At 73.0% G+C, this 26,268-nt stretch carries 22 protein-coding genes and 2 pseudogenes; 11 read left to right on the forward strand and 13 right to left on the reverse strand.

What is annotated here, in order from left to right:
• Positions 1-18 precede the first annotated feature (18 nt).
• Positions 19-2,127: an NB-ARC domain-containing protein gene (locus tag OIU81_RS05995; RefSeq protein ID WP_329144591.1), complete on the reverse strand. Its 2,109-nt coding sequence runs from the start codon at positions 2,125-2,127 to the stop codon at positions 19-21.
• Positions 2,128-2,283: 156 nt separating this feature from the next.
• On the reverse strand, positions 2,284-3,198 hold the full coding sequence (locus OIU81_RS06000; protein ID WP_329144593.1) for a class I SAM-dependent methyltransferase: 915 nt from the start codon (positions 3,196-3,198) through the stop codon (positions 2,284-2,286).
• Positions 3,199-3,299: 101 nt separating this feature from the next.
• On the opposite strand from OIU81_RS06000, the gene OIU81_RS06005 reads away from it, so the two are divergent.
• From OIU81_RS06005 to OIU81_RS06015, 3 genes and pseudogenes are all read left to right on the forward strand, one after another.
• The gene (locus OIU81_RS06005) at positions 3,300-4,376 is read left to right on the forward strand and encodes a DUF1266 domain-containing protein (RefSeq protein WP_329144595.1); all 1,077 of its coding nucleotides are present in this window, start codon (positions 3,300-3,302) and stop codon (positions 4,374-4,376) included.
• A 58-nt stretch (positions 4,377-4,434) separates the two neighbouring features.
• Positions 4,435-5,813 (forward strand): annotated as a pseudogene (locus OIU81_RS06010) (cryptochrome/photolyase family protein).
• An 86-nt stretch (positions 5,814-5,899) separates the two neighbouring features.
• Positions 5,900-6,844 carry a YihY/virulence factor BrkB family protein gene (locus OIU81_RS06015; protein ID WP_329144597.1) on the forward strand — a complete coding sequence of 315 codons (945 nt, stop codon included), beginning with the start codon at positions 5,900-5,902 and terminating at the stop codon, positions 6,842-6,844.
• 12 nt (positions 6,845-6,856) lie between these two features.
• Here the strand turns inward: OIU81_RS06015 and OIU81_RS06020 are convergent, their stop codons facing one another.
• On the reverse strand, positions 6,857-7,168 hold the full coding sequence (locus tag OIU81_RS06020; protein ID WP_329144599.1) for a 4a-hydroxytetrahydrobiopterin dehydratase: 312 nt from the start codon (positions 7,166-7,168) through the stop codon (positions 6,857-6,859).
• 200 nt (positions 7,169-7,368) lie between these two features.
• Between OIU81_RS06020 and OIU81_RS06025 the strand changes: the two genes are divergently transcribed.
• On the forward strand, positions 7,369-8,184 hold the full coding sequence (locus OIU81_RS06025) for a helix-turn-helix domain-containing protein (protein ID WP_329144600.1): 816 nt from the start codon (positions 7,369-7,371) through the stop codon (positions 8,182-8,184).
• Between the two features lie 110 nt (positions 8,185-8,294).
• Here the strand turns inward: OIU81_RS06025 and OIU81_RS06030 are convergent, their stop codons facing one another.
• On the reverse strand, positions 8,295-8,705 hold the full coding sequence (locus OIU81_RS06030; protein ID WP_329154915.1) for a nuclear transport factor 2 family protein: 411 nt from the start codon (positions 8,703-8,705) through the stop codon (positions 8,295-8,297).
• A gap of 199 nt (positions 8,706-8,904) precedes the next feature.
• Complete coding sequence (locus OIU81_RS06035) at positions 8,905-9,510, reverse strand: GrpB family protein (protein WP_329144602.1); 606 nt, start codon at positions 9,508-9,510, stop codon at positions 8,905-8,907.
• A gap of 271 nt (positions 9,511-9,781) precedes the next feature.
• On the opposite strand from OIU81_RS06035, the gene OIU81_RS06040 reads away from it, so the two are divergent.
• Both OIU81_RS06040 and OIU81_RS06045 read left to right on the forward strand, forming a co-directional pair.
• Entirely contained in the window at positions 9,782-10,258 is a 477-nt protein-coding gene (locus tag OIU81_RS06040) for an SseB family protein (RefSeq protein WP_329144603.1), read from the forward strand.
• Positions 10,259-10,562: 304 nt separating this feature from the next.
• Positions 10,563-11,036 carry a hypothetical protein gene (locus tag OIU81_RS06045; RefSeq protein WP_329144605.1) on the forward strand — a complete coding sequence of 158 codons (474 nt, stop codon included), beginning with the start codon at positions 10,563-10,565 and terminating at the stop codon, positions 11,034-11,036.
• A 155-nt stretch (positions 11,037-11,191) separates the two neighbouring features.
• Here OIU81_RS06045 and OIU81_RS06050 read toward each other — a convergent pair whose 3' ends face one another.
• The 3 genes and pseudogenes from OIU81_RS06050 to OIU81_RS06060 form a co-directional block, all read right to left on the reverse strand.
• Positions 11,192-12,766 (reverse strand): TIGR03086 family metal-binding protein, encoded by a 1,575-nt coding sequence (locus OIU81_RS06050; RefSeq protein WP_329144607.1) that lies wholly within the window; start codon positions 12,764-12,766, stop codon positions 11,192-11,194.
• Between the two features lie 93 nt (positions 12,767-12,859).
• Positions 12,860-13,700: pseudogene (locus tag OIU81_RS06055) on the reverse strand (IS5 family transposase).
• Between the two features lie 102 nt (positions 13,701-13,802).
• Positions 13,803-14,255 (reverse strand): DUF6308 family protein, encoded by a 453-nt coding sequence (locus OIU81_RS06060; RefSeq protein WP_329144609.1) that lies wholly within the window; start codon positions 14,253-14,255, stop codon positions 13,803-13,805.
• A 395-nt stretch (positions 14,256-14,650) separates the two neighbouring features.
• Here OIU81_RS06060 and OIU81_RS06065 point away from each other — a divergent pair, with 395 nt between their 5' ends.
• Complete coding sequence (locus tag OIU81_RS06065; RefSeq protein ID WP_329144611.1) at positions 14,651-15,721, forward strand: fatty acid desaturase family protein; 1,071 nt, start codon at positions 14,651-14,653, stop codon at positions 15,719-15,721.
• On the opposite strand, the gene OIU81_RS06070 is transcribed toward OIU81_RS06065, so the two are convergent.
• Both OIU81_RS06070 and OIU81_RS06075 read right to left on the reverse strand, forming a co-directional pair.
• Entirely contained in the window at positions 15,651-17,063 is a 1,413-nt protein-coding gene (locus OIU81_RS06070; RefSeq protein WP_329144613.1) for an amino acid permease, read from the reverse strand. The two genes, OIU81_RS06065 and OIU81_RS06070, sit on opposite strands and share 71 nt — an antisense overlap.
• An 85-nt stretch (positions 17,064-17,148) precedes the next feature.
• Positions 17,149-19,281, reverse strand: coding sequence for a phage holin family protein (locus tag OIU81_RS06075; protein WP_329144615.1), 2,133 nt, complete (start codon positions 19,279-19,281; stop codon positions 17,149-17,151).
• 190 nt (positions 19,282-19,471) lie between these two features.
• Between OIU81_RS06075 and OIU81_RS06080 the strand changes: the two genes are divergently transcribed.
• Both OIU81_RS06080 and OIU81_RS06085 read left to right on the forward strand, forming a co-directional pair.
• Positions 19,472-20,254, forward strand: a complete 783-nt coding sequence (locus OIU81_RS06080) for an MBL fold metallo-hydrolase (RefSeq protein ID WP_329144617.1) — start codon at positions 19,472-19,474, stop codon at positions 20,252-20,254.
• The gene (locus tag OIU81_RS06085) at positions 20,251-20,892 is read left to right on the forward strand and encodes a DedA family protein (RefSeq protein WP_329144619.1); all 642 of its coding nucleotides are present in this window, start codon (positions 20,251-20,253) and stop codon (positions 20,890-20,892) included. The genes OIU81_RS06080 and OIU81_RS06085 overlap by 4 nt, the downstream gene beginning before the upstream one ends.
• A gap of 89 nt (positions 20,893-20,981) precedes the next feature.
• On the opposite strand, the gene OIU81_RS06090 is transcribed toward OIU81_RS06085, so the two are convergent.
• The 3 genes from OIU81_RS06090 to OIU81_RS06100 all read right to left on the reverse strand — a co-directional run bounded on the left by OIU81_RS06090 (position 20,982) and on the right by OIU81_RS06100 (position 23,646).
• Positions 20,982-21,662, reverse strand: a complete 681-nt coding sequence (locus OIU81_RS06090) for a hypothetical protein (protein ID WP_329144621.1) — start codon at positions 21,660-21,662, stop codon at positions 20,982-20,984.
• 192 nt (positions 21,663-21,854) lie between these two features.
• On the reverse strand, positions 21,855-23,069 hold the full coding sequence (locus OIU81_RS06095) for an aminotransferase class I/II-fold pyridoxal phosphate-dependent enzyme (RefSeq protein ID WP_329144623.1): 1,215 nt from the start codon (positions 23,067-23,069) through the stop codon (positions 21,855-21,857).
• A 124-nt stretch (positions 23,070-23,193) separates the two neighbouring features.
• Positions 23,194-23,646: a GNAT family N-acetyltransferase gene (locus OIU81_RS06100; RefSeq protein ID WP_329144625.1), complete on the reverse strand. Its 453-nt coding sequence runs from the start codon at positions 23,644-23,646 to the stop codon at positions 23,194-23,196.
• A gap of 120 nt (positions 23,647-23,766) precedes the next feature.
• On the opposite strand from OIU81_RS06100, the gene OIU81_RS06105 reads away from it, so the two are divergent.
• Both OIU81_RS06105 and OIU81_RS06110 read left to right on the forward strand, forming a co-directional pair.
• A complete protein-coding gene (locus tag OIU81_RS06105) occupies positions 23,767-25,248 on the forward strand; it encodes a bifunctional phosphatase PAP2/diacylglycerol kinase family protein (RefSeq protein WP_329144627.1) in 1,482 nt (493 codons plus the stop codon).
• Between the two features lie 150 nt (positions 25,249-25,398).
• A complete protein-coding gene (locus OIU81_RS06110; RefSeq protein WP_329144629.1) occupies positions 25,399-26,214 on the forward strand; it encodes a class I SAM-dependent methyltransferase in 816 nt (271 codons plus the stop codon).
• The last annotated feature ends 54 nt before the right edge of the window (positions 26,215-26,268 follow it).

Raw genomic sequence — 26,268 nt, forward strand, 5'->3', positions numbered from 1 at the left:
GGCCCCGGCAGGTCGCCGTCAGTCCACCGGTTCGCCGATTCCGGTGCGTTGGCGCAGCTCCCGCATCATGCGGCGGCCGGCGCGCTGGACCTGGGGGTTCTGGATCCGGTCACCGAGCTCCACCGCGAGTTCCAGCGCCTCCTTCAGCTTGACCACCTGGCCGAGCCGCTCGGCCAGCAGCGCGGCATCGGTGGCCGCTGCCAGCGCGTGCTCGAACATTCCGCTCGCCCGGTAGGCGCGGCCGCGCACGATGCCGATCCGCAGCCGCATGGCGTCATCGCCTTCGGCCCGGGCCGTCGCCATCGCGCCGTCCAGCAGGTCCAGGGCTTCCTGCGGGCGGCCGGCGGCGAGGACCGCCTGGCCGAGGTTGTAGGTCTGCACCACGATGCCGTGGGCGTCCCCCTCGTTGGCGTGCAGGGCGCGGGTGAAGAGGGCGATGGCCTCCTCGGGGCGGCTTCGGGCGAGGCACAGCAGCCCCTGGGTCTCCCGGATCATGCCGGGCAGCCGGGCGTCCGCCACCGCGTCCAGGAGCTCGTCGGCGCGGCGCAGCTCGGCGTCGGCGAGGTCGTACTCGCCCAACGCGTGGTGGGCGCGGGCCAGTTGGTTGCGCATGCGGACCTCGGCGTCGATCCGGCCCTCCCAGCGTGCCGCCTCGATGCCCAGCCGGTGGGACTCGATCCAGTCGGCGTAGTGCTTGCGGCTGTGGTAGAGCGCCCAGAGCGATTCGCACAGGCGCCAGACCGCGTCGTGCCGCCCCTCGTCGGCGGCCATCCGCAGCACGGCCAGCAGATTGGCCCGTTCGGCGTCCAGCCACTCCAGCGCCTCGGCGCCGGTGTGGAAGAGCTGCTGACTGCCCTCGGGGGCCGACGTGTCCGGCGGGGCTTCCTGGAGGCGCAGGCGCGGTCCCAGGACGAGCCGGTCGGCGCGGGCCGCGGCGGTGAGGTAGAAGTCCGTCACCCGCTGCCGCACCTCCCGTACCTGCCGCACCTCCTCCTCGGGGCCGGTCCGCGCACGGGCGTGCGCGGCCACCACGTCGTGCAGCCGGAACCGGCCCGGCGCGCCCGCCCCGACGGCCATGTGGGCGGTGCGCAGATCGCGCAGCCCGTCCTCGAACCGGGTCACGCCCGCGGCCTCGGCGACGTCCGCGGTGAAGGTGGTTCCGGGGAAGGCGCCCAGGAACCGGTAGAGGGCCAGGGTGTGTGCGCAGAAGGTCGCGGTGACCGCGTCGAAGACGGCCGCGACCGAACGGCCGGTGTCCGCGGGCCGGATCCGTTCGTCGGCCAGCGCGTCGACCACGGCCTCCAGGCTCATGTGCGGCCGCTCGATGAGCCATTCGCCGGCCGCGCGCAGCGCCAGCGGGAGACCGCCGCAGGCCGCCACGAGCCGGGCCGCCGCCCCGGGGTCCGTGCCGGACGCCGTGCCCGGCTCCGCGGCCGCGTGCTGCCAGCGCCGTACCAGCTGCAGACCGGCGTCGGCGTCGAGCGGGGCCACCGTCAGCGGCACCGCGCCATCCACCTCCAAGGAGGCCAGCCGTTTGCGGCTCAGGACGACGACGAGTCCGTGGCCGGGCAGCACCGGCCGCACCTCCGCGGCGTGCTGGGCGTTGTCGAGGACCACGAGGAGCCGGCGGCCGGCGGTCGCCGAGCGGAACAGAGCGGACCGGTCCGCCGTGCCCGCGGGGATGAGGCTCTCGTGGACGCCGAGGGCGCGCAGCAGGGTGCCGATGACGCCGCCGACGTCGATGCCGCCGTCGCGGCGCACCTCGGCGAGGTCGACGTAGAGCTGTCCGTCGGGGAAGCGCTCGGCCAGCTCCCGCCAGACCCACTGGGAGACCAGTTCCGTCTTGCCGACGCCGCCCAGGCCGGTGATCACGATGGTGGCCGGCGGGCTGTCCGGGCCGTACGCGGCGAGCGCTTCGCCCAGGGCGGCGAACTCCGCGGTGCGGTTGACGAAGCCCGGGCGGGGCGGCGGTACTTGACGTGGCGTCAGGGGTGCGGGCGGCGGCGCCGCGGCGAAGGTGAGGGACTCGATCCGGCCGGCCTGCACGACCGGGCCGGCCACGACCGTGTCACCCGAGATGACATTGCGGACGGAGTCGCCGACGCCGTCGCTCCTGTCGCTGTCCACCCGATCTCCCTCCATGCCGTCACCGCGCCCCGGGGGCGCGGGAGGTGCCCCCGTCGCGGCCCGCCGCCCAGCGTATTGCCTGGGCGGCGGGCGCCGGCCGGGTCCGCGCGGATCCGGCCCGGCCGGCCGCGGCGGGCCGGCCGTCGGTCGCGGGGCCTACAGCGCGCGGGCGGTGTGGACGGTCTGCGCGGACAGCAGGAAGGCGTCGGGGCGGCGGCTGATCCCGGCGGCGTCCTCGGGGTCGGTGAGGCGGGCGAGGGTGGTGCGGTCCTCCTCGTCGAAGCGGTCGGCCCACCTCTCGGCACCGTGGCTCAGGTGAGCCACGACGAAGGCGCGGGCCCCGTCGGACAGCGGGGCCGGCAGATCGAGCAGGAAGCTGCGGGTGGAGGGGGTGCGCAGACCGGCGTCGGCGAGGAACGCCGGCCAGTCCTCGGTCTCGTGGACGAAGCCGGGCAGTGCTTCGCGCATCGTGCTGAACCACTCGTCGGCGACCGCGTCCATCCGGGACTGCAGCCCCGGGCGGCCGAGGCCGAGGTCCCGCGGGAGGTAGCGCGGGGGCAGACCGCCCTCGCAGACGGCGAGCAGCCCGCCGGGCCGCAGATGACCGGCGAGGGCGGCGACCGCCTGGCGCTGGTCACCGAGGTGGTGCAGGGCCTTGCTCGACCAGATGACATCGCCGCCGCCCAGGGCGTCGAGCCCGTCCGGGAGGTCGGCGAGATGGGTGCGGAGCCGTTCGCCGAGGCCGAGGCCGGCGGCCCGGCCGCGGGCCCGCTCCAGCAGCTCCGCGCTCGCGTCCACCGCGACCACCTCGGCGGCGGGGAAGGCGCGGGCCAGCAGACAGCTGATGACACCCGGCCCGCTGCCGATGTCGAGCACCCGGCGTACCCCGTCGGGTCCGGCGCCGGTCCCGTCGGCGAGCAGCTCCCGCAGCCAGGCCACGGCCTGTTCGAGGAGCGGCGCGTACAGCTCGGCCTCCTGTTCGAGGTGCGAGGCGAGCGTCGCCCAGTCCACAGCGGTGCTGTCGTGGGATGCGTGGTGATGCCCGGTGGCGGGGCCTTCGTGAGGACTCATGCCGGCGAGCCTGGGGCACCACCGGCGGAGGTGCAATCATCCTTGCCGTTGCGGCAACCCCCGGTTTCCGGCGGGGGCCGCGGGGCTCGTAAAGTCTGCCTGTGGCTACTCCGGGATGGATACCGCCGACGGACACCGAACGGCGACTGTACGACGCGACGGCGCGGGGCGACCGGGACGATCAGCTCGCGGCGATCGCCGGCGAGGATCTGTATCTGGCGGTACCTCAGCAGGGGCAGGACCCGCTGCCCGTCTACGACGACCCGGCCGTGGGCGGCCGGTGCATCCCCGTCCTGACCCGCGGCATGCTCCCGCCGTGGCAGCCGCAGCAGTTCTTCGACCGGGTGTCGGTGGAGGAGCTGGCACAGGACTGGCCGCACGACAAATGGCGCCTGGCGGTCAACCCCGGGACGCCGTGCGCCGCGTATCTGGACGCGTCGCCCGCGCACCGCATGGGCTGGCTGCAGCACCGCTCCCGGGCCGGGGTGCGGCCGGGCGGGCTGCTCGTCACCCACTTCGGCGGGCCGCTGCACGGCCCCCTCGCCCAGGGCCTGGCGTGCGGCGCGCCGATCGCGGTGCACCACAGCGTGCCGTGGAACGAACTCGGCACGGCCTTCCTCGACCACGCCGCGGACGCCGAGACGCTGCGCACCCAGTGGTCGGTGACCGACCCGGCCGGCTGGCAGCAGCGTCTCGACCAGCTGCTCGGCGGGCAGTTCGTCCCGGCGCAGACGGAGGCGGCACTGCGCGCCCGGGCCGGCGGGGAGCCCGCGGACGCCGCGGCCGGGAAGCCGGGCGGGGCCCCGGAGGTGCCTGCCGTCCCGGAGCTGGTGACCCGTTACGAGGAGCGGTTCCGCGCGGACGGCCTGCTGCCGGCGGACGGCCGGGTGACCTCCCTCGTCGCGCTGGACCACGCCCATGCCGTCGGCCTCGTCCGCTGGGGCCTGGGCGCCCGGCTGTGCGGACCGCAACAGGCCGAGCAGGCCGTGCAGCAAGCCGGTGCGCGGGCCCGCGCGGCGTACGGCACGTGGGAGGAGTTCGCCGCGGGCCATGCGCTCGGCCGGATGCTGGCGTTCGACAACGGCGCCTTCGGCCCGGAGTACGCCCAGGTCCTGCACCTCCACCGGGTCCTGACCCAGGACCCGTCGTCGCCGTGGCGCCATCTGCCCTTCGCCTGACGGCCGGGCGTCCGCGGTGGCGGGCTCATGAGGCACGCGTTCGGTGTAGACGTAGGGCATGGATGTAGCGGTTTGCCTGTTCAGCTCCGATCTCCGGCTGCACGACCAGCCGGTGCTGCGGGCCGCGCTGCGCTCCGCGACCCGGGTGGTACCCCTGTTCGTGGTGGACTCCGGGGTGGCTGACGCCGGTTTCCTGGTCCCCAACCGGGCGGCGTTCCTGGCCGGTGCGCTGGCGGATCTCGACGCGGGACTGCGGGAACGCGGCGGTCGGCTGGTCATCCGTACGGGGGACGTGGTCACCGAGACCTGCCGGGTGGCGGCGGAGACCGGCGCCGGGCAGGTCCATTCGCGGCCGGGGTGAGCGACTACGCGCTGCGCAGGGAGCGGCGGCTGCGCGCGGAGCTGGCGGGCGCCGGGCGGACACTGGTGGTGCACGACGCGGTGATCACGGCGCTGCCGCCGGGCGCGGTGCTGCCTTCCGGGACGGACCGGGATCACTTCGCGGTCTTCACCCCGTACTTCCGGCGCTGGCAGGCCGAGGGGGTGCGGCCGGTGCTGTCCGCGCCGCGGTCCGTGCCGGTCCCGGAGGGGGTGCGTGCCGGGGAGCTGCCGTCGGCGGAGTTCCTGTGCCCGGGTGGGAAGCAGTCGCCGGCACTGCCGGAGGGCGGTGAGCGGGCGGGGCGCCGCCGGTTCGCCGCCTGGCAGCGGTCGGGCATGGCCGACTACCAGGACCGGCAGGACGATCTGCCGGGCGACGCGACGTCCCGGCTGTCGCCGTATCTGCACTTCGGCTGTCTTTCGCCGGCCGAGCTGGTGCACAAGGCCTCCGCCCGCCCGGACGCCGGCGCCGCGGCGTTCGTCCGGCAGCTGGCCTGGCGGGACTTCCACCATCAGGTGCTGGCGGCCCGCCCCGGCGCGGCGCACACCGACTACCGCCCCAGGGACGACCACTGGCGCCACGACGAGGACGAGGTGAGCGCGTGGAAGGAGGGCCGCACCGGGTATCCGGTGGTCGATGCGGGAATGCGGCAGCTGCTGTACGAGGGATGGCTGCACAACCGGGCCCGGATGCTGGTGGCGAGCTTCCTGACCAAGACGCTGTATGCCGACTGGCGGGTGGGCGCGCGGCACTTCCTGGATCTGCTGGTGGACGGCGACCTCGCGAACAACCAGCTCAACTGGCAGTGGATGGCCGGCACCGGCACCGACACCCGGCCCAACCGGGTGCTCAATCCGCTGGTCCAGGCCCGGCGCTTCGATCCGCGGGGCGACTATGTACGGCGCTGGGTGCCGGAACTGGCCGGCCTGGCGGGTGCGGCCGTCCACCGCCCGTGGAAGCTGACCGGGGCGGAGCGCGCCGCGTACGACTACCCGGATCCGGTGGTGGAACTGGCGGACGGTCTGGTGCGGTTCCGGCGGGCACGCGGGCTGGAGTAGGCGGAGCGGGGTGCGGCCGGTGTGTCCCGGGCGGCGCGCCGGCGGGAGATGATGCAGGACGGACCGACGGAGAGGACGGATACGACATGGGCGGGAGCGGTATGCGCCGCGGGATGGACCGGACGCTGCTGGACCGTGCGCTCGGGGCGGCGGGACCCAGGCAGCCGGCCGCGCTGCCGACCTGGGCCCAGTGCCGTACCGCGCTGCGCCATACGCCGCTGTCCGTGTGGCACGACGACGTGACGGACTGGGCGGCGAGCCTGACGTACTACTCGGTGCTGGCGCTGCTGCCGTCGCTGATCGTGACGGTGTCGCTGGTCGGTCTCGCCGATCCGGCGGCCACCGAGCAGCTCATCAACCAGATCAGCTCGATCGCCCCGGCCCAGTCCGGCCCGACCGTCCACCGTGCGCTGCTGAGCATGGCGCATCAGAGCACCGCCGCGTGGGTGGTGGTCGGCGGCGCCATGGTCAGTGCCCTGTGGTCGTCCTGCAGCTATCTGGCGGTGTTCCGCCGGGCGCTGCACGCCATGCACCGTACCCGGGACGACCGGCCGCCGTGGCGCAAGGCACCGCGCATCCTCATGACGGCGCTGCTGCTGATGGCGCTGCTGATCAGCAGCGCGGTGGCACTACTGGTGAGCGGACCGCTCGCGACCGCGCTGGGCCGGACGATCGGGCTCGGCGAGGCGGGCGAGGCGACCTGGAACCTGCTGAAGTGGCCGCTGCTGCTGCTCCTGGCCACGGTGCTGGCGATGGTGCTGTTCCGTTCCGGGCCGCCCACCTCCCGCGGGGTGCGGCGCGCGGCGCCCGGCGGGGTGGTCGCCGTGCTGCTGTGGCTGGTCTCGTCGGCCGCCTTCGCGCTCTACACCTCGTACGTGGGCACCTTCAACCGGCTCTACGGCTCGCTCGCCGGGCCGGTGGTCTTCCTGATCTGGCTGTGGTTCTCCCATCTGTCGCTGCTGTCCGGCGCGCAGTTCAATGTGGAGCTGGCGCGGGCCGGGCGGGTGGTGCGGCCGCGCTCCGGCAGCTGAACCGCCCGCGTCTCAGCGCACGTCGTGTGCCGGTGCGATGTCCTCGATACGGCGGGCGAGCCCGAAGTCGAGGTGGGTGATCCGGCCCCCGACGCTGTGGGTGTTCACCGTCACGCCGAGCTGGTTGTAGCCGAGGGTCAGCTCGGCATGATGGCCCAACTCCTCCTGGATCTGCGCGATATGGACCACCATCGCGGCCGCCGGGAAGTGCCCGTGGAACCGGTAGCTGCGACACAGCAGGTCCCCCTCTGCGGACCATCCGGGCAGCTCCGCGAGGCGCTCCTCGATGTCCTTGTCGCTGAGCGGTTCCAGCTGAGCATTCATGTGCGCCGCCTCTCGCCGTGAGCCGTCCGCCGGTGCGCCGGCTCCGCTACGTGTCCGTCCCCGCCGGGCCGCCCCGCTTCCCGGCAGCCACGACGCCTCCAGCCTGGCACGCCCGCCCCTCCGCCGCGCCCCCGCGGCACGCGCCTGCCTTCCAGACGGCCGCGCCCGCCTCCGCACGCGTCTGGACTACCGTCCCTGCCATGACAACTGCTGCGGCGTCCTCGCCGGAGACGATCACGGGTGTGGGCACCCTGCTGCGCGAGTGGCGTGCCCGCCGCCGGATCAGCCAGCTGGAACTGGCCCTGCGCGCCGACTCCTCCGCCCGCCACATCAGCTTCATCGAGACCGGCCGCTCACGCCCCAGCCAGGAGATGGTGCTCCGGCTCGCCGAACACCTCGACGTCCCCGTACGGGAACGCAACGCCCTGCTGATCGCCGCGGGCTACGCCCCCACCTTCCCCGAGACCCCGCTGGACGACCCCTCGATGGCCGCCCTGCGCTCCGGCATGGAACGGCTGCTGACCGGCTACGAGCCCTTCCCCGCACTGGTGCTGGACGGCACCTACCACGTGCAGGCGGCGAACCGCGGCATCACCATGCTGCTGGCGGGCGTCGACCCCGCACTGCTGGAGCCCCCGCTGAACGCCATGCGGCTCACCATGCACCCGGACGGCCTGGCCCCCCGCATCCGCAACTACCGTGAGTGGCGCGGCCACCTTCTCGCCCAGATGGAGCGACAGCTCGCCCTGCTGCGCTCCGCGCCCCTCCGCGCCCTCTACGACGAGGTCAGCGGCTACCCCCTGCCCCCGGGCGGCCGCGAGCGGGCGGCCCTCGGCGACCACGCGCCGTTCGCCCTCCCCATGATGCTCGAACACGACAACACCGTGCTCTCCTTCATCTCGACCATCGCCACCTTCAACACCCCCATGGACGTGACCGTCTCCGAACTGGCAGTGGAAACCTTCCTCCCCGCCACCCCGGAAACGCTCACGTACCTGCGGGAAGCGGCGTCCTAGCGGGGCCGGGGGCGGGACGGCCAGGAGGCGGGCCGACAGAGCCGGCCTCCCAGCCCCCCATTCCGGCCTCGGCTCCGGCATTGACCTCCGCCCGGGTACCCGCGACCTCATCAGGCCGCGGGTACCCGGTCCAGAAACCCGAGGACGGACCGGATCCGACCGTCCTCCCCCAGCCGCACCACGTCGAACCCGGCCACCGGCGCCGAACCGTCCGCCGCACTCACCAGCTCCCACCCGAACCGCGCGATGTCGTGATGCCCGTCCACGCCCCCCGACGGCCGGAACACAAACCCGGGGAACTGCGCCTGCGCCCCCGCGATGACCGCCGCCAGCCCCTCGTGCCCCGCCACATCGGCCAGCGGATCGGTATACGTGGCCCCCTCGTCGAACGCGGCGGCCACGGCCTTGCCCAACGTCCCCTCCCCCGCGGCATTCCACGCCTCGAAGTACCGCGCAACGGCCTGCGCATACCGGTCCCCCACGCCGCCCTGCTCCCCGCCCTGCCGCTCGCGCTGCGCCATGACCTGCTCCTCTTCCTCGTACTCCACGTGATCCACAACGGATCAACGGCCTTTTGCCACAGGCCGGTTCACGGGCCGGAGTGCGCCGGCCCGTGAACCGGTGCCGTCAGCTTGCCGGGCGGAGGGGGCGGGGGCGATTACGTGGGAGGTAATGGCGGAGGGGCGGGCGCGGGACTGCCGGCAGGCCATGGCCAAAGAGTCAGACTCGGGGGCTCGAGCCGGGGTGTGGCGTCCATCCGGTCTCGCCGGCCCAGGACTCGGCGACCGTGCTGACGAGATCGACGACGGGGTCCTTGACGTCGGAATAGACGCCGACATCGTCGACGGTGGCCGCGAGGGTGCTCTTGAAGCGGGAATGGGCAGGAACCGCCCCGGGGTGAGACCGGAACCAGTCGCGGAAGAGCAGCGCCAGGCGCTCGTTGGGAGCGCCCAGGACGCGGACGTGCAGGTTGACGTCCTCGCCTGAATGCCCGCGCCGCAACCACAGTCTCTTCGCCCAGCGCTCCGGCGCGTCGTCGCGTCCGGCGGGAACGTGATCATGCTGGTGGACGGACCGCTGGAAACCCTGGTCGGCCAGGAGCTGATCGAAGGCGCGCTCGGCCTCTTGGAGGTCATCGACGCTGACCTGGAAGTCAAGGACCGGCTTGGCCGCCATGCCGGGGATCGCTGTGCTGCCGATGTGCTCCACGTGCAGCGCAAGTGGGGCGAGCGCGGAGCGCAGTTCCGCGGCGAGAGCGAGTCCTCGCGCCTGCCAGGCAGGGTCATGGTCGACCACGAGGGGAGCGAGCGAGGTGTCCTTGGCCATCTGATCAAGTGTAGGGAAGGACACCCGGACTGACTCCGAAGATTCTGAGCTGTCCCCTTCCGGTGGCCCCGTGCGACCACGCAGGCGACTCGTGCTCACCACCGCTGCCCGCACCGGGGACGTTGCAGAGATCGTGGGGCGGCCTAGCCTGGTGGTAGGGGCGTGCGTGCCCCGGCTCCGTGCCGCTGGGCGGCGTCCGGCGGTGGCTGGGGCCCCCGTCCGGCCCGTGTCGCGCGGGTGCCGGTGAGCAAGGCCGACGAGAGGACACTCCATGAGCAGCTCCAGCCCCGACGAACACGGGCCTCCGGCGGAGGCCGCCGCCGAGGGAGGCCCGTCCGCGCAGGAGGCGGAGGAGACCCAGGCCGCCCTGATCGATCTGGCGACCAGCGTGGCCCTGCTGCCGCAGTCGCCGCCGGCCGAGGGCGAGGAGGAGCGCCCCGAGGGCACCATCTCCCTGCCGGTGATCGAACAGGACGGGAACCGGTACGTCCCCGTCTTCACCACCGAGGACGCGCTGCTGGCGGCCGGGGGCGATCCCGGTGCCGCGCTCCGCCTGCCCGTCGTGGAGCTGGCCGCGAACTGGCCGGCGGACGACCTGTGGCTGGCGGTCAACCCGTCCACCGAACAGGGCCTCGTCCTTCCCCCGGACCTGGTGCGGGCGCTGCCCGTCTTCAACCGCCGCAACGGCCAGGCGGAGGGCGAGGGAGGGGGTGCGGCGGGGGCGTTCGGTGAGGATCCGAGCGGATGAACTCGCGGGGGTGCAGGGAATGACGGCCGGTCATACTCATGACCGACTTCTACTTCGATAGCCGCCCGATCAAGGGAAGTGCTGAAGTCGATGAATTCATCCTCAGTCGGATGCAGCGCCCCCCCGCAGGCGGCGAACGATCGTCTTCCCGAACGGAGATGAGGCGAGGGTGTAGGCGCCCGCCCCGCGCCGCTTCTTGTTCTCATGGGCCACGTGCCGCTGGGTGGCGGGAGCACTCTGGCACTGCCCTGGCGATCACCCTGTGGGGGGCCTCGATGGTACTTTGCCGGAAATCGTGGGAGGGGTGGGCAAGCAGGTGGACAGTGACCTGCGGCATGCAGCTGTCGTGGTGCTCGGCGAGCTCGGGCGAAGTCATGACTACCGTGACCGAGCGGATGCCGGTCACGGCCTGGCAGGGTTCGCCGAGATGCAGGAGGCCCTCGAGCCGCTGCTGGCGCTCGTGCTCGACCCGGATGACACCTTCGTCACCCAGCGGACCGTGGAAGCCTTGCTCCGGCGAAAGGACAGGGTCGGGCTGACGATAGTCGCTTCCGCACTGCCAGTCGCCGACTCGAATCACAGTGAATGGATCCACACCGCGATCGTCGACGTATTCGGCATCTTCTCCGACGATCGAGACAGCGCGATACGGCTGTGTGAGGAGATGTCGCGGGACGCCAACGACCGCGTTGCCCTGGGGGCTCGTGCGCTGCACGAAATTCTGACAGAGATCGATCCCGTTCTTCGCCCTGCACAGCGCGGGCGAATTCTGCCGTGAGAGCGCAGGTCCCCGACGGCAGAGGCCTGAACCTTAGAGGTCGCGCAGATAGGCGGTGACGAGGCTCTCCGCCGGAATTTCCCGCTGGCGGACCTGCTTGTGTACTTCACCGTCCAGTCCACGATCGTCGGCTGCTGTGCTGAGGGGCCCGGAGGTTAGCTGACGGTGCGGCCGAGGTAGCTGGCGAGGTGATCGAGGGCGGACGCGTCGTGGGGCACAGGCTGGGGTGGGGCGAAGGAGCCGCCGGGTGTCCGCGGCAGGCTGCCGCAGATCTCCCGTACTACCGGGAGGGCTGACTCGGCGAGGTCCGGGACGAGGTCACGTGGGTGTCCGATGGCTGTGGCCAGGTCCCAGCTGTGCACCAGCATCTCGATGACCAGTTGCTCGACGAGCCGTCGCCCCGGTGCGGGCCCGTACCGCTGATCGAGCATGCCGGGGCGGCGGAAGGCGGCCAGCGAAGCCTGTGCGGCGGCATGGAACGCTTCCATGTGGTCCTCGCCGAGGTGGTCGGCGGTGACATCGGAGCGAGGGGCACCGTTGGCCAGGCCGGCCCACAGCAGGTTTTCCCAGACCAAGTGGTCCAGCAGGGTGCGCACATCCCACTGTGCGCAGGGGGTCGGCAGGCTGAACTGGTCCGGGCCGACGGCGCGGACGAGATCGTTCACGGCGGCCAGAATCCTGGCGCAGCCGTCGAGCACTCCTGCGGGCTGCCAAGCGTCGACCTCCGTGTCGTACAGGGTGCCGAGTTCCTCGGCGCGGGCGCCGGGAGCAGGGTTGGTGCGCAGTGCGGTCTTCAGCCAGTTCCCGGCCGCTGCCATGCTGGGCCGTAGAGGCCAGCCGTTGATGATGCACATCAGTTGCCAGTACCGCTCGACCTTGGTGTCGCAGACGATCTCAAGCTGGTCCAGCAGTACGCGACGGGCCGGTGCTCCGTCGGTGTGCACGGCGTTGCGGGTGTGCGTCTGTGTGGGGATCCAGGCGGTGACGACGGCGGCCACCACCTGGTCGGCTGCGGGTGAGTCCGGGGCGATCCCGGCGTGTATGGCCGTGTTTACCCGCTGCGTCCAGTCGTCGGTGAGCTGCCGGGCTTCTTGCAGTGTGCGGTCGTCATGGTCGCCGGGCGCATGCTCGGCGGCGTATTGGGCAATGCGCCGTACTCCAGTGCACAGGGCAGGGTCCGATACCAGTTCGCTCAGTTCGATCCAGGCGTCGACCTGCTCGTCGGTGGGATTGTCGGGAAGATCCGGGGTAGCGGCCAGCAGCCCGCGGCGGTAGGCCGGGACGTCCAGGTCCGCGAGGGCCTCGGTCACAAACTCCTGGATGAGCATGCGTCGTTCGGAGGCTGACAGGCGGGCGGTTCGAGTCATGAAGGCAAGTCCTTCGGCGGTGGTGGAACGGCGGGTGACGGAGCGCAGCACCGCCTGCTGCGTGCGCAGCGCGCGGATCTGCACCTCCAGCGCGTCGACATGGGCGGTAGCCACCTCTGTGAGCGTGTGCTCGCGGTTGAGGACATCGCGGATTTGCGACAATCCCAAACCCAGGTCCCGAAGGGTCCGTGCCAGCTCCAGACGGGCCTGGGACTCGGAGTTGTAGACGCGGTACCCGGCGGGGGTACGCCCGGCCGGCGGTACCACCCCGACGTCGGACCAGTGCCGGATGAGCTTCACCGACAGCCCGGTCTTCCGCGCAATCTCCCCAATGCCCCGCAAACCCGCGTCGCCGACGTGCATGCACCCCACCCTGAACTCTCCCACGGTGGGAGAGTCAACCAGGTCCGACGCCCACCCACCGTCTGTCCAAGGAGTCCCCACAGCGGCAGCAGGTCATGGTCGGCGTCTCGGGCGTGTATCCCAACGGTGGGTGGTCCAGGCTCGACGGATTAGGCTACGGACGGTGATGATTGTGTCGGTGAGGTCGAAGAAGGCTTCGATGACACTGCCCCGACGTTCGTAGCAGCGTGCGAGTCGGTGAAAGGCGTTCTGCCAGGCGTGGGAGCGTTCCACGTGCCATCGCCGGGTGGCCTGGACCGGTGCCTTAGCCCCTTTATGGGCGATCCGGCCATACAGCCCCGCTCGCCGAGCACAGCACGCGACGCGGCCGAGTCATAACCGGCGTCGAGGTGCACGGTGATCTCGTCGGGCAGTGGCCCAAGTTCAGTTAGCAAATCGAGAGTTGGTGCCAGGAGCGGCGAGTCGTGACGGTTGGCGCCGACGAGGACGCAGCCAAGGGGGATGCCGTAGCCGTCAGTCATGCCTGAACGCTTCATGCCCTGCTTGCCCCGGTCGACCGGTGAGCGTCCGGCCACTTCCCCGCCGCCGGGGGCCTTGGTGATGGCTCCGTCCACGGCGATCTGATCGAGGATGAGACCGACGATGCGGTCATAGGCGTCGAGCGCGATCTGCTTCAGCCGGGCGAACAGCCCCAGGCGTATCCACTCGTCCCGGCGGTTACGGATCGTGGTGGCTGAGCAGGTGCAGTCCGCGATCGCCTCGTAGGAGCAGCCGAAGCGAAGGGCTTGCAGGAGCTTGTCGAACACGATCCTGTCGCTGATCCGGCGCCGGTGGCAGCCCAACGGGTGGGCCGGATCGAACTCGGGCCGCTGCGGCAACAGGGCAGCAAACTGGTCCCACGCGGTTAGGTCAGCCACGATGGCAGCGCAGGCACAGGTCTCCCCTGATCACAGAGCGTCGCAACTCCATGATCACAGAACCTGGGCCTGTCCCGCCTGTCAGCTGGCCTCCACCCGTCGCCTATCTGCGCGGCTTCTTAGTGACCAGATCCCTTGCCATGCATCCACGCTGCCACGTCGAGGACCCGCAGCACGCCGATGTCCCTCCCGATCCCCGCCAGGTCTCGGATCTGCTCGAGATGGGACACGAGTGCCCCTTCGTCGCTGCGGAGTTCAGTGCGCATGTCGGACCAGAAGGTCAGGTCTGACACAGGACGCTCGAAGACCTTCTTGACCACCGCGTCATAGACGGGCAGGAGGCGGGGGCGCTTGCGGGCCAGCAGTTTGCCGGCGCCGACCGTGGCTACGGCGACGAAGTCCTCGGCGGTGAAGCAGTTCCTCACCTCTCGGCGGTCACCTCCGCCTCCGAGGCGTTCGAAGCGTGAGCCGGTGTATACGGGCGCCCCGTCGGCGCGGGTGGCCCAGTAGCGTTGCAGCAGGCCCGCGGCGTACTGCCGGTCCCATAGAGCGGCCGGTATCTTCAGAGTCATGGGCCCTCCCGATGACTGACTGGACGTCTTCCCGCGCCGGAATCAGAGGTCCGTACGCAGAAGGTCATCGTGGCACGGCGGAGTGTGAGATCTCCGCGGATTGCGGCATCTCGTGAGTGCGGCATCTCGCTCCGGAAGTCCCTCAGTTACGGAGGCATCAGTCGGTGATAGACGTGACCCCCAGGCAGCAACTCGCCTGACTACGCCGCCTGTTGCGGTGGCGAAGGGCGCGGGCTGAGTCGGTGCTCACCGTCGGGAGCCGGGCATGGGTTTCTGGGGCTGACCGCGGTGCGACGGGGTGAAGCCACCACCCCCACCCCCTACCGCTAACCCCCCGTCTCCCCCGGGTGCCCACCGGATGTCGTGGGGCGGGGCGGGTTACCAGACTCGGGCGTATGACGACGACGCGACTTGAGGGTCTTGAGAGAGATGAGAACGTTCCGCTGCCGGGTGGGTCGGCGGAGGATGCCGGCAGTGACTTTGCGCGGCTGGCGCGGCGGGTGGTGGCGGCGGGGCTGTTGAAGCGGCGGCCGGGGTATTACGCGGTGCGGCTCTTGGTGGTGGGTGCGGGGGTCGTCGGGGGGTGGGGGGCGTTCTTCGTGGTCGGGGACAGTTGGTGGCAGCTGGCGGTGGCGCTGTTCCTGGCCCTGGTGTTCGGGCAGGTGGCGCTGGTCACGCATGATGTGGCGCATCTGCAGGTGTTCCGCGGGCGCCGGGCGAGCGGGGTCGGTGGGCGGCTGTTCGGCAACCTCGGGGTGGGGATGTCGTACGGCTGGTGGATGCACAAGCACACCCGGCATCACGCGAACCCCAATCATGAGGCGCTGGATCCGGATGTGGCGCCGGACATCCTGCTGTGGTCCCGGGACCAGGCGCGGGCCGCCACGGGGCTGCCCCGCTTCCTCGGCCGCTATCAGGCGCAGTTGTTCTTCCCGCTGCTCACGCTGGAGGGGTTCAATCTGCGGGTGGCGAGCTTCCGGGCGCTGCGGTCCCCCACGATGAAGCACTGGGGAAGCGAGGCGGCACTGTTGCTGGCACATGTGGTGCTCTACCTGAGCGCGCTGTTCCTGGTGCTGTCCCCCGGCAAGGCGCTGGCCTTCCTCCTCGTCCACCAGGCCGCCTTCGGCGTGTATTTGGGCTGTACGTTCGCGCCGAACCACAAGGGGATGCCGACGCTGACGGGGGACGCCCGGCCGGACTTTCTGCGGCGGCAGGTGCTCACCTCACGCAATGTCCGGGGCGGGCCGCTGACCGATGTGCTGCTCGGTGGGCTCAACTACCAGATCGAGCACCATCTCTTCCCGGGCATGCCGACCCCGCATCTGCGCCGGGCGCAGGTCATCGTGCGGGCGTACTGCGCCGAGATCGGGGTCCCGTATCACGAGACCGGACTGCTCAGGTCGTACGCGGAAGCGCTGCGTCATCTGCGGCGGGTGGGGGAACCGCTGCGGGCCGCCCGGGAGTAGCGCCGGATGCCGCGGCCCGGTCCTCCTCCTGGCGGGCCGTACGACGGGCGGCCATGACGGCGTAGACGAGGATGCCGGCGAAGAGGAACAGCACGCCCTGGTAGATCGCGGCGTAGCCGGCCCCGGCGACGAGCCAGAAGGTGAAACCGAAGGCGGTCAGGGCGAGGGTGAGGTCGCGGGCGAAGCGGGCGGGGCGGACCTTGTCGCGGCGGCCGGTGAGCAGGAAGTAGACCTGGGCGCCGGCGGCGAGAAGGTAGGGCACGGTCGCCGAGAAGGTGGTGATCAGGACCAGGATCTCGAAGACGCCACCGGAGCCGGTCAGGTAGTTGAGCACCGTCAGGGCGCTGGCGAGCACCGCGGCGGCCAGGACGCCGAAGGTCGGCACACCGCGCCGCTTGGTCAGGAACGGGGCGGGGAACAGCCCGTCCTTGGCGGCGGCGTACGGGGACTGGGCGCTCATCAGGGTCCAGCCGTTGAGGGCGCCGAGGATCGAGACGACGGCGGCGAGGGCGACGACGGTGCCACCCCAGTGGCCGCCGAACATCGCGTTCACCGCGTCGGAGAACGGCGCCTTGGACTTCACCAGCTTGTCGTGGGCGACGGTGCCGAAGACGGCGACGGTACCCAGGAGGTAGACGACGGCGGAGCCGACGGTGCCGAGGACGGTGGCCCGGCCGACGTTCCGCTCCGGGTCGCGGACCTCGCCCGCGCTCATCGCGGCGGACTCCACCCCCACGTAGGAGTAGAGGAGGATCGCGGCGGCCGCGGACATCCCGCCGAGCGCACTGCCGCCGCCCTCGTGGAACGCGCCGAGGTTGTGCGGGTCGAAGAAGAACAGGCCGACGACGGCGATGAAGAGCAGCGGGACGAACTTGAGGACCGTGGAGACCATCTGGACCAGGCCGACGTAGCGGGTGCCGGCGAAGTTGGCGACGGCCGGCAGCCACAGGGCGATCAGCGCGACCGCGAGGTCGGTGCCCTTCGAGGGGTGGCCGGGCAGCAGGACGTGGACGTAGCCGACGGCGGCGACCGCGAGCGCCGCGTTGCTGACCCAGGTCATGGTCCAGTACGACCAGGCGGAGAGGAAGCCGGCGAAGTCACCGAACGCCTCGCGCGCGTAGACGTAGGGGCCGCCGGTGTCCGGGTGGCGCTCGGCGAGCCGGCCGAAGACCAGGGCGAGGGCTACGGCACCGACGGTCAGGACGCCGAAGGCGACCAGGCTGACGGTGCCGAACGGAGCCACCGACGCCGGCAGCAGAAAGATGCCACCGCCGATGATGTTGCCCATCACCAGGCAGGTGGCGGTTCCCAGACCGAAGCGGCGGGTGTGCCGGTCGTTCATGTCGTGGCGGGCCTCTCGTCGTGCGCTGTGCACCCGGGGTTACCGGGCGGGGTTCATCGTCCGCGATCGGTGGCGCCCGCCAAAATCAGCGGTCTTTGTCCCGCGGGGGAGGTCCCGGCGGTGAAAAATCTTCGGGTGCGGGCGCCTCGCGCCGCAGTTCGTCCACGGTGGATCCCAGAGGCAGCTGCGGGCCGTCGGCCTCCGCCAGCCAGCGGCGCAGCACCCGGTGGACCTGTTCCGCGCCGGTCAGCGGCGCGCCATCGGGGACCGGCGGGGTCAGCTCGGCGGGCCACAGGAGGAAGGGGTGGCTCTGGGCGCCGCCCAGCCCTCCGTGGGAGCCGATCTGTTCCTCGAAGGCGTGCACCGTGCCGGTCGCCGGGTCACAGGCGGAGTTGATCATGAGGTCGGCGGTGTGCGGGAAGCGGTCGGTGCGGCGTACGGCCTCGGCGGCGCCGTCACCGAACGGGGCGAGGGGGTCGGCCCCGATGAGGTGCCCGGTGGCGAGGTGGTGCTCGGCGCCGGCCGGTCCGAGCACCACGGGGCCGTGTGCGGCGGAGCGGACCAGGACGAAGCCGATGCCGGGGTGGTTGGCGAGGGTGGCCAGCAGGGCGGGGTGGCGACGGTCGAGTTCCTCGCGGGTGATCCGGCCGGGCACGTCGGGGAACGACACCAGGCCGAGGTTTCCCGACGCCAGCACGACCGGGTGGGAGGAGCCCGGCTCCGGACGTTCCCCGGGGCGCGGCCCGTCCGGCTCCTCGGGGCGGTGCAGCGCGGCCCGCGCCGCTTCCCTGGCCTCGGCACCGCTCGGGCTGCGCCCCGCGCGCCGCGGCACCGGCAGCCCGCACCCGGCACGCACCAGGTTCTGCAGGCTCAGCCCGTAGCGCTCCAGGAACGTCGGGCCGTGGCTCTGGCCGTGGTCGGAGAGCAGCACGATGCGGTACGGACGGGGCGCGTGCCGGGCGGCCCGGGCGATCAGTGCCAGGGACCGGTCGAGGCTGCGCAGCACCTGGAGGGCATCGCGGTGGGCGGGCCCGGAGTGGTGGGCCACTTCGTCGTAGGCGACGAGGTCGGCGTAGACGGCGGTTCGGCCGGCGATCATGTCGCCGATGACCGCGGCGACCACCACATCGCGTTCGACGACGGTGGCGAAGGCCCTCAGGACGGGGTAGAGGCCGCCCCGCCCGACCCGCGGCAGCTCCCGGCGGAAGCGGGTGCGCAGCGACTGGACGATCTCCCGGACGACCTCGGCGACGAAGGAGACGGCGGTACGGGTGGCGTTGGCCGGGTCGGAGAAGTAGGCGAAGTAGCCGGCGCGGGAGCGGTTGTAGCGGCCGCGGCGGGCCGCCACCGACATCACCAGGGCCACCTGGTCGGCGCCGCCGCTGAAGAGGTTGCCGCGGCTGGCACCGTCGTAGGCGAGCAGTCCGCCGTCGCCGGTGCGCTCGATGGCGCGGCGCTGGAGGGCGGCGGCGCTGCTGGGCCGGTTGCTGACGACGAGGGTGCGGGTGTCCTTCTCGTACCAGCGGAAGGCCGGTACGTCCTCGTTGCTGCCGTGCAGGAGGGCGAGCTGGCTGGCGCCGGTCTGGCTGGACCAGTCGGTGCGCCAGGGGGTGAGGCGGTGGCTGCCGTCCCGCCAGCGGGCGACGGTCTCCATCAGCGGCCGCTCGCCGCCGGTGGCCTCGCACAGCAGGTCGTGGCCGAGCCCGTCGAGCTGGAGGAAGACGGTGCCGGGGGTGGCCGGGCGACGGGCGGCGCGGCGGTGGCGGCGCCCGGCGAGCCGGACGAGTCTGCGGTGATAGGCCTCGTCGTTGCGGACCGCGAGGAAGGCGGAGGTCGCCGAGGAAGCCGCGGACATCACGGCCGCGACGATCACCGCCGTCTGGGGTGCGGCCTGTCCGCGGCCCGCGGGGATCAGATCGAGGGCGAGCAGCAGCAGGGAGCCGTTGAGGAAGAAGACCAGCAGACCCAGGACGAGCGCCGGCACCAGCAGCAGGGCGCGGACGAGCAGCGGCCACACCACGGCGCCGAGCAGCCCGAACACACCGGAGCCCAGGGCCGCGGTGACGGCGGTGCGGGTGAGGCTTTCGCCGTTCGCGGACTGCAGCCGGAAGTCGGGCAGCAGGGCGGCGAGGACGAGCAGGGTGAGACTGGAGACCAGCCAGACCGCGAGCACCCGGAAGAGGGCGCCGCTGAGGGATTTCCACCGTGGAATCCGCACGCCGTCCCGCCTCACGCTGTGGCCCGCACCGGCCGCGCGGACGTGCTGACCAGCCTGGCACACCCGGCCGCGCCCGGTCCCGCCCCCGCCGGTCCCGTCCCCGGCACCCGCTTTCCGGCCGGATGATGGACGATCGGAAGCGGCGCACCCGAGGGCGGGCGGTGCGGCGTGTCGGGACGGGAGGTGCGCGGTGTCGGTGAAGGTCACCTGGTGGGGGCATGCCACCGTGACGGTCGAGGACTCCGGGGTGCGGGTGCTGACGGATCCGCTGTTCGTGCGCCGGCTGGCGCATCTGCGGCGCCGGCGGGGCGCGCTGCCGCCGCCGGAGGCCGCGCGGGCCGATCTCGTCCTGGTCTCCCATCTGCACGCCGACCATCTGCACCCCGCCTCGCTGGCCCGCCTCGCGCCGGGGACCCGGCTGGTGGTGCCGCGCGGGGCGACGGCCGCGGTGCCGGGGCTGCGCCGGGTGGCGGCGGTCCGGACGCTGCGGATCACCGAGCTGCGGGCGGGCGAGGAGTGCCGGGCGGGCGCGGTGACGGTGCGGGCGGTGCCGGCGGCGCACGACGGGCGGCGGCTGCCCTGCGGGCCGCGCCGGGTGCCGGCGCTCGGCTATGTCGTGCAGGGCGCGGCACGCACCTACTTCGCCGGCGACACCGGGCTGTTCGAGGAGATGGCGGACGCGGTCGGCCCCTGCGAGGTGGCGCTGCTGCCGGTGGGCGGCTGGGGTCCCTTCCTCGGGCACGGGCATCTCGACGCACGGCGGGCGGCGCAGGCGGCGGCGCGGCTGGCCCCGTGCAGCGCGGTCCCGGTGCACTACGGCACGTACTGGCCGATCGGCATGGACGCCGTACGGCCGCACGAATTCCATGCGCCGGGCCACGAGTTCGCACGGCAGATGGCGACGGTGGCGCCCGGGGTCACCGTGCACCGGCTGGGGCACGGCGAGTCGGTACGTCCGCGGGTCGTGCGATGACCCTGCTGGGTGAGCTGGTGCGGAGCGTGCCGCCGGAGTCGACGCAGCAGGCGGTCGGGTACCCCTCGCTGTTCCTGCTGGTGGTGCTCGGGTCCCTGGTGCCCGTGGTGCCGACGGGGGCTCTGGTCAGCTCGGCGGCGGTGGTGGCCTTCCACCACACCTCGCCGTTCGCCCTGCTGCTGGTGTTCGCGGTGGCCTCGCTGGCCGCGTTCCTCGGCGATGTCGGCCTGTACTCGCTCGGGCGGCGCGGCACCACCTCCCCGGGCGGCTCGCGCTGGCTGGCGCGGCTGCGGGCCCGTGCCGCGCCGGAGCGCCTGGAGCGGGCGCAGGCCGGGCTGCGCGAGCACGGAGTCCTGGTGCTGGTGCTGTCGCGGCTGGTGCCGGCCGGGCGGATCCCGGTCATGCTGGCGTGTCTGCTCTCGGCGATGCCGCTGCGGCGGTTCGTCCGCGGCGATATCGCGGCCTGTCTGGCCTGGGCGGCGGCGTACCAGCTCATCGGGCTGCTGAGCGGCTCGCTGTTCGGCGAGCCGTGGCAGGGCGTGCTGTTGGCCATCGGCCTGACCCTGCTGATCAGCGCGGCGCCGGCGCTCCGACGGCGCCTCGGACGGGGCGGGAGGGACGGCGGGGCCCGTCGCTGAGGTCTCCAGGGACACTCGGACGCTTCGGGCACTGCGGCGGTGGAGCCGTCCCGCCGGAGACAGCTCCACCGCCGCGGTCGGGTGGGCTGTTACGCGTGGGCGCTGATGATGCCGCCGTTGCTGAGCACGAGGTAGCTGCCGTTGGCGTCGAGGCCGACGTCGTGCTGGTGGGTCTCCAGCGTGGCGGCGACGCCGTCGTGGCCGATGATCTGTGCGCGGTAGCGCAGCTCACCGAGCTTGGTGACCTTGGCGGTCCAGCCGCCCGCGAGCGTGAAGGTGCCCGGTCCCTGGTGTCCGCCGCCCATCCAGGAGTGCACCTGGCCGTCCAGTGTGAGCGTGACGAACATGTCGTTGGCGTCGAGCCCGTCGTCGTGCCCCTTCGTCTCCAGCGTGGCCAGGACCGCACCACGGGCGACGATCTTGGCACGGTAGTGCTGGTCACCGAGCTTGTAGATCTCGGCCTTGCTCACGCCGTCCGCCAGACGCTGGGTACGGACCGGCGACGCCGCCCTGGCCGCGGCGGCGTGCGCGCTGCCCGACTGCTTGCCCGTGACGTCCGCCTTGGCGTCGGAGCTCTGCAGCCCGGACCAGCCCGAGGCGGTGGACTCGGCGGCGGCCGAGTTCGTGCTCGTGTGGCCCGCCGACTTCGCGCCGGCGGCGTCCGCGCCGGAGCAGGCGGTCAGGGCCAGGGCTGCGGCCGCGGTCAGGGTCGCGGCGGCCACGCGCAGGGTGCGGCTACGAACGGTGCGGACGGTGCTGGTGGAGTTCATCTCGGGTCCCCCGGGGTCAGTCGGTGTCGTGGTTCCTCGGTACGTCACCCACTCTGCTCGGGGCCACTATCGTGAAGCTGCCGCTCCGCTAACACCCCGCTAACAGGGGTGTGCGGGGGCGCCGGCCGCACCCGCCGGCTGACCTGTCCCGTTGTCCCGTTGTCCCGTTGGATAGGGGCCGGGCGGCGGCCGTCAGCCGTCCGTCGCGGAGGTGAGTCCGGCCAGCGCGCGGGACAGTGCCGTCAACGCCTCGGTGATGTGCGCGAGTTCCAGCGGATCGGGCGCGTCCAGGGTGCGTTGCCGCAGGTCCCGGTCGTCGCCGAGCAGGGCCTCGGCGCCCAGGCGCACCCGCAGGGCGCCCGGGGCATCGCCGAACCGGTGTCCGCCGCGTGCCTGCCACGGCGCCAATTTCCGCTCCAGCGCGTGCGATTCCACGATGCCGCGGGCGGCCAGCGGGCGGCGCAGGGGTTCGAGGTCGGCGTAGAGATGGCTGCCGGAGTGCGGCGGTCGGCAGACCGCACCGGCCTCGGTGAGGGTGTGATGGAGCGCCGCGGCGAGGACGCCGTACACCCGGGCGACGGTGGCCGTCCTGGCGCGCAGCGCGTCCGGTTCGCCGAGGGCATGGGTGACGGCGCAGCCGACCGGCCCCGGAAGCGGGGCGCCGACCGCGGTGAGCGCGTCCAGCGCGGCGGCCCGCAGGACGGTGCCCCGGTCGGTGTCGGGGAAGCGGGCGAGCGCGGCGGGCCAGGAGGCGGGCACCAGCGTGGCGCGCAGGTCGGTGAGGACGACGACCGAGTCGGGCAGCATCTCGGCGGGGCTGAGCAGCACGGTGTCGTGCGGATCGTGCAGCAGATCGCGGCGGGTCTCGTCGCTGATGATCCACAGGCCCTCCTCCGCCGCCGCCTCACAGACCTCGTGGAGCTGTTCGGGGGCGGGGCAGGTGCCGGTCGGGTCGTCGGCGACGGACAGCACCAGCACCCGCGGGGAGTCGCCGTGCATCCGGGCCCGGCGGACGGTCTCCAACAGCGCGAACGGGTCGGGCACGCCGCCCGATTCGGCCGGTACGGGCGCGAGGTGCACGGGCCGCCCGAGCAGCCGGGCGGGCGGCGCGTACCACTCGGCGCAGGGCCGCGGCAGCACCACCGCGCCGTCGGCCGCGGCGAACAGCGCGAGCAGCAGGGCCGGCGCCCCGGGCGCGGCGAGGACCCGGTCGGGGGCGGTGGGCAGGCCGCGGCGTTCCCAGTAGCCGCAGGCGGCGGCGCGCAGTGGTGCGGCGCCGCCCGGGGGGTCGGCCTCGGTGCGGTCGGCGGCCGCGGAGAGGTGGGCGACGAGGTCCGGGAGGACGGGCAGGCCCACCGGCGGGTCCGGGTCCGGTTCCCGCCGCGGATCCGGGGCGGTCCGCTGCATCCGTGCCTCCACTCCGCGACGGCGGGTCGATCGTGGGCCCGTCACCCGACGGGCGGCCCGTCCACCTTGGCAGATCACGGGGGTGGCGACGGGGCGACACGGCAGCGGGGAGGGGGACCGGCGTTCAGGAGGGGGGCGCGTCCCGTGCCGGGGCCGCGTAGCGGTGCACCCACACCACCTCGCCCGGTCCCCATTCCTGCCGCTCGGTGCCGCCGCGGAGCCAGCCCAGCCGCTCGTAGAGGGCGATGGCCGCGGTGTCGGTGGTCTTCACCTCCAGTACGGGGCGCAGTCCGCGGGCCGTCGCCGCCGCCTCGGCGGTGCGCAGCAGGCGCCGGCCGAGACCCGCGCCACGGGCGGCGGGGGCGACATAGAGCCGGCTGATCTCCCGCCCGCACAGCGCGGCATGGCCGGCGACCGTGCCGTCCGCCTCGGCGACCCAGGCGGCACTCAGCCCGTCGGGGGTCAGCCAGCTCACGGGGTCGTCCGGCCAGTGGTGCGGGTAGCCGCTGTGGGTGTGCACGGCGGCCAGCACGGCCGCACAGGCGTCGAGGTCGGTGTCGTGCCGTCTCCTGATCATCCGGGCATGGAAGCACGGTCCGCGCAGGCCGGGAAGCCCCCCGGGCCCGCCGTGACGCCCCGGCGGGCACATGCCCCGGGTTCCTGCCTGTTCCGGCCGCTCTGGGGTACAAGGTGGCCCATGCGATCGCTACTGAGCCATCTTGACCGGCGGACCTTCGACCTGATTGCCACGCGCGACTGGCCGGGCGCCCAGCGGGTGCTGCCCCGGCTGACCCGCAGCGCCAACCACGGGCTGCTGTGGCTGGGACTGGCGGCGGGCGCGGCCGCACTGGGCGGCCGGCCGGTGCGCCGGGCCGCGCTGCGCGGCGTGGCCTCGCTGGCGGTGGCGTCGGCGACGGTCAACACGCTCGGCAAGGGCTCCGTACGGCGGCCGCGCCCGGTGCTGGACGCGGTGCCGGTCATACGGCAGTTGCAGCGTCAGCCGGTCACCTCCTCCTTCCCGTCGGGGCACGCGGCCTCGGCGGTGGCCTTCGCGACCGGTGTCGCCTTCGAGAACAAGTGGTGGGGGCTGGCGCTGGCGCCGGTCGCCGCCTCGGTGGCGTTCTCCCGCGTCTATACGGGGGTGCACTATCCGGGTGATGTGCTGGCGGGTGCCGCGCTGGGGGCGGGGGCGGCGTTCGCGGTCCGCGGCTTCGCACCGACCCGCGCCCAGCTGGCGCCGCCGGCCAGACCGCGCGTGGAGGCTCCGGCGCTGCCGGCCGGCCGCGGACTGGTCGTGGTGGCGAACCGGAGTTCGGGACAGCGCGGCGGTCCGGTACCGGACCGCACCGCGGAGGTGCACGGGGTGCTGCCGGAGGCCGAGGTGACGGTGTGCGGCGGGGAGGACGGGGAGCCGCTGGACAAGGCCCTGGAAGACGCCGCCGAGCGGGCCCTCGCGCTCGGCGGGGCGCTGGGGGTGGTCGGCGGCGACGGCACCGTCAACGCGGCCGCGGCGGTCGCGGCGCGGCACGGGCTGCCGCTCGCGGTGCTGCCCGGCGGCACCCTGAACCACTTCGCCTACGACCTGGGGATCGAGACCTATGCGGAGGCGGCGCGCGCGGTGGAGAGCGGGGAGGCCGTGGCGGTGGACGTGGCGCACTTCCGGGCCGGGCCGCATCTGGAGGGGCACCAGTTCCTCAACACCTTCTCGATCGGCGCCTATCCGGAGCTGGTGCGGATCCGCGAGCGGTGGGCGGGCCGGATCGGTGCCTGGCCGGCCGGGATCCTGGCGGCGTGGGAGGTGCTGCGCACGGCCGAGCCGCTGTCCCTGCGGATCAATGGTGAGCGGCGGGCGGTATGGCTGCTGTTCGTCGGCAACTGCCAGTACCGGGGGCTGGGATTCGCGCCGGTGCGGCGGCACGATCTGGCGGACGGCGTGCTCGACGTCCGGGTGGTGCACGGCGGCCGGCTGGCCCGTACCCGGCTGCTCGTCGCGGCGCTGATGGGCACCCCGCGCAGCTCTCCGGTGCTCGGTGAGGCGCGTCTGTCGCGGCTGCAGATCAGTGAGATCCCACAGGACACCCAGCTGGCGTTCGACGGTGAAGTGGCGTCCGCGGCACGTGAGTTGACGCTGGAGAAGCAGAACGAGGCGCTGCGGGTCTACCGCCTGCTGCCCGAATGATGAGACTCCACTCTCAGGATGCGAGATTGGGGCGTACGGTGAGTGCACCACGCCACAGGGCGGCCGCGCCGTGGTGCGCACCGCCCGGGCGGTGACCGGCGGTGCCCGCGCGCCGGCGGTCACCCACCCCGCCCGCGTAAGGAGTCGACCATGCCGCAGGAATCCGCCGTCTACACCCACGGCCACCACGAGTCCGTGTTGCGCTCCCACACCTGGCGCACCGCCGCCAACTCGGCCGGATACCTGCTGGAGGCGTTGCGGCCGCACCTGCGGATCCTCGACATCGGCTGCGGCCCCGGCACCATCACCGCCGATCTGGCCGCCCTGGTGCCGGACGGCCATGTCACCGGCCTGGAGCGGGCCCCGGAGGTGCTGGACCGGGCACGCGCCACGGCCTCCGGACGGGGCCTGACCAACGTCCGCTTCACGGTCGGCGATGTCCACGCACTGGACTTCCCCGACGACACCTTCGACGTCGTGCACGCCCATCAGGTCCTCCAGCACGTGGGCGACCCCGTCCAGGCACTGCGCGAGATGCGCCGGGTCACCGCGCCCGGCGGAATCGTCGCCGTCCGCGATGCGGACTTCGCGGCCATGGCCTGGTACCCGCAGACCGACGGGATGACCGACTGGCTGCGGCTCTACCAGCGGGTGGCCCGCGCCAACGGCGGCGAACCGGACGCCGGACGCCGGCTGCACGCCTGGGCACGGCAGGCCGGTTTCACCCCGGACGCGATCACCGCCACCGCCGGCACCTGGTGCTACCGCACCCCGCAGGAGCGGTCCTGGTGGAGCGAGCTGTGGGCGGAGCGCACGGTCAGCTCCTCGTTCGCGCGGACCGCGGTGGACGGCGGGCACGCCATGGCGGCGGAGCTGGACCGGATCGCCCGGGCCTGGCGGGCCTGGGGCGCCGAGGAGGACGGCTGGTTCGCCGTCCTGCACGGCGAGCTGCTGTGCCGCGTCTGACCACGGCGGCGCCGGCGGCCGCCCGCCGCCGGGCCGGGCCCACCCGGCGCTGAG

The sequence above is a fragment of the Streptomyces sp. NBC_01454 genome (assembly GCF_036227565.1).
GTDB lineage: Bacteria > Actinomycetota > Actinomycetes > Streptomycetales > Streptomycetaceae > Streptomyces.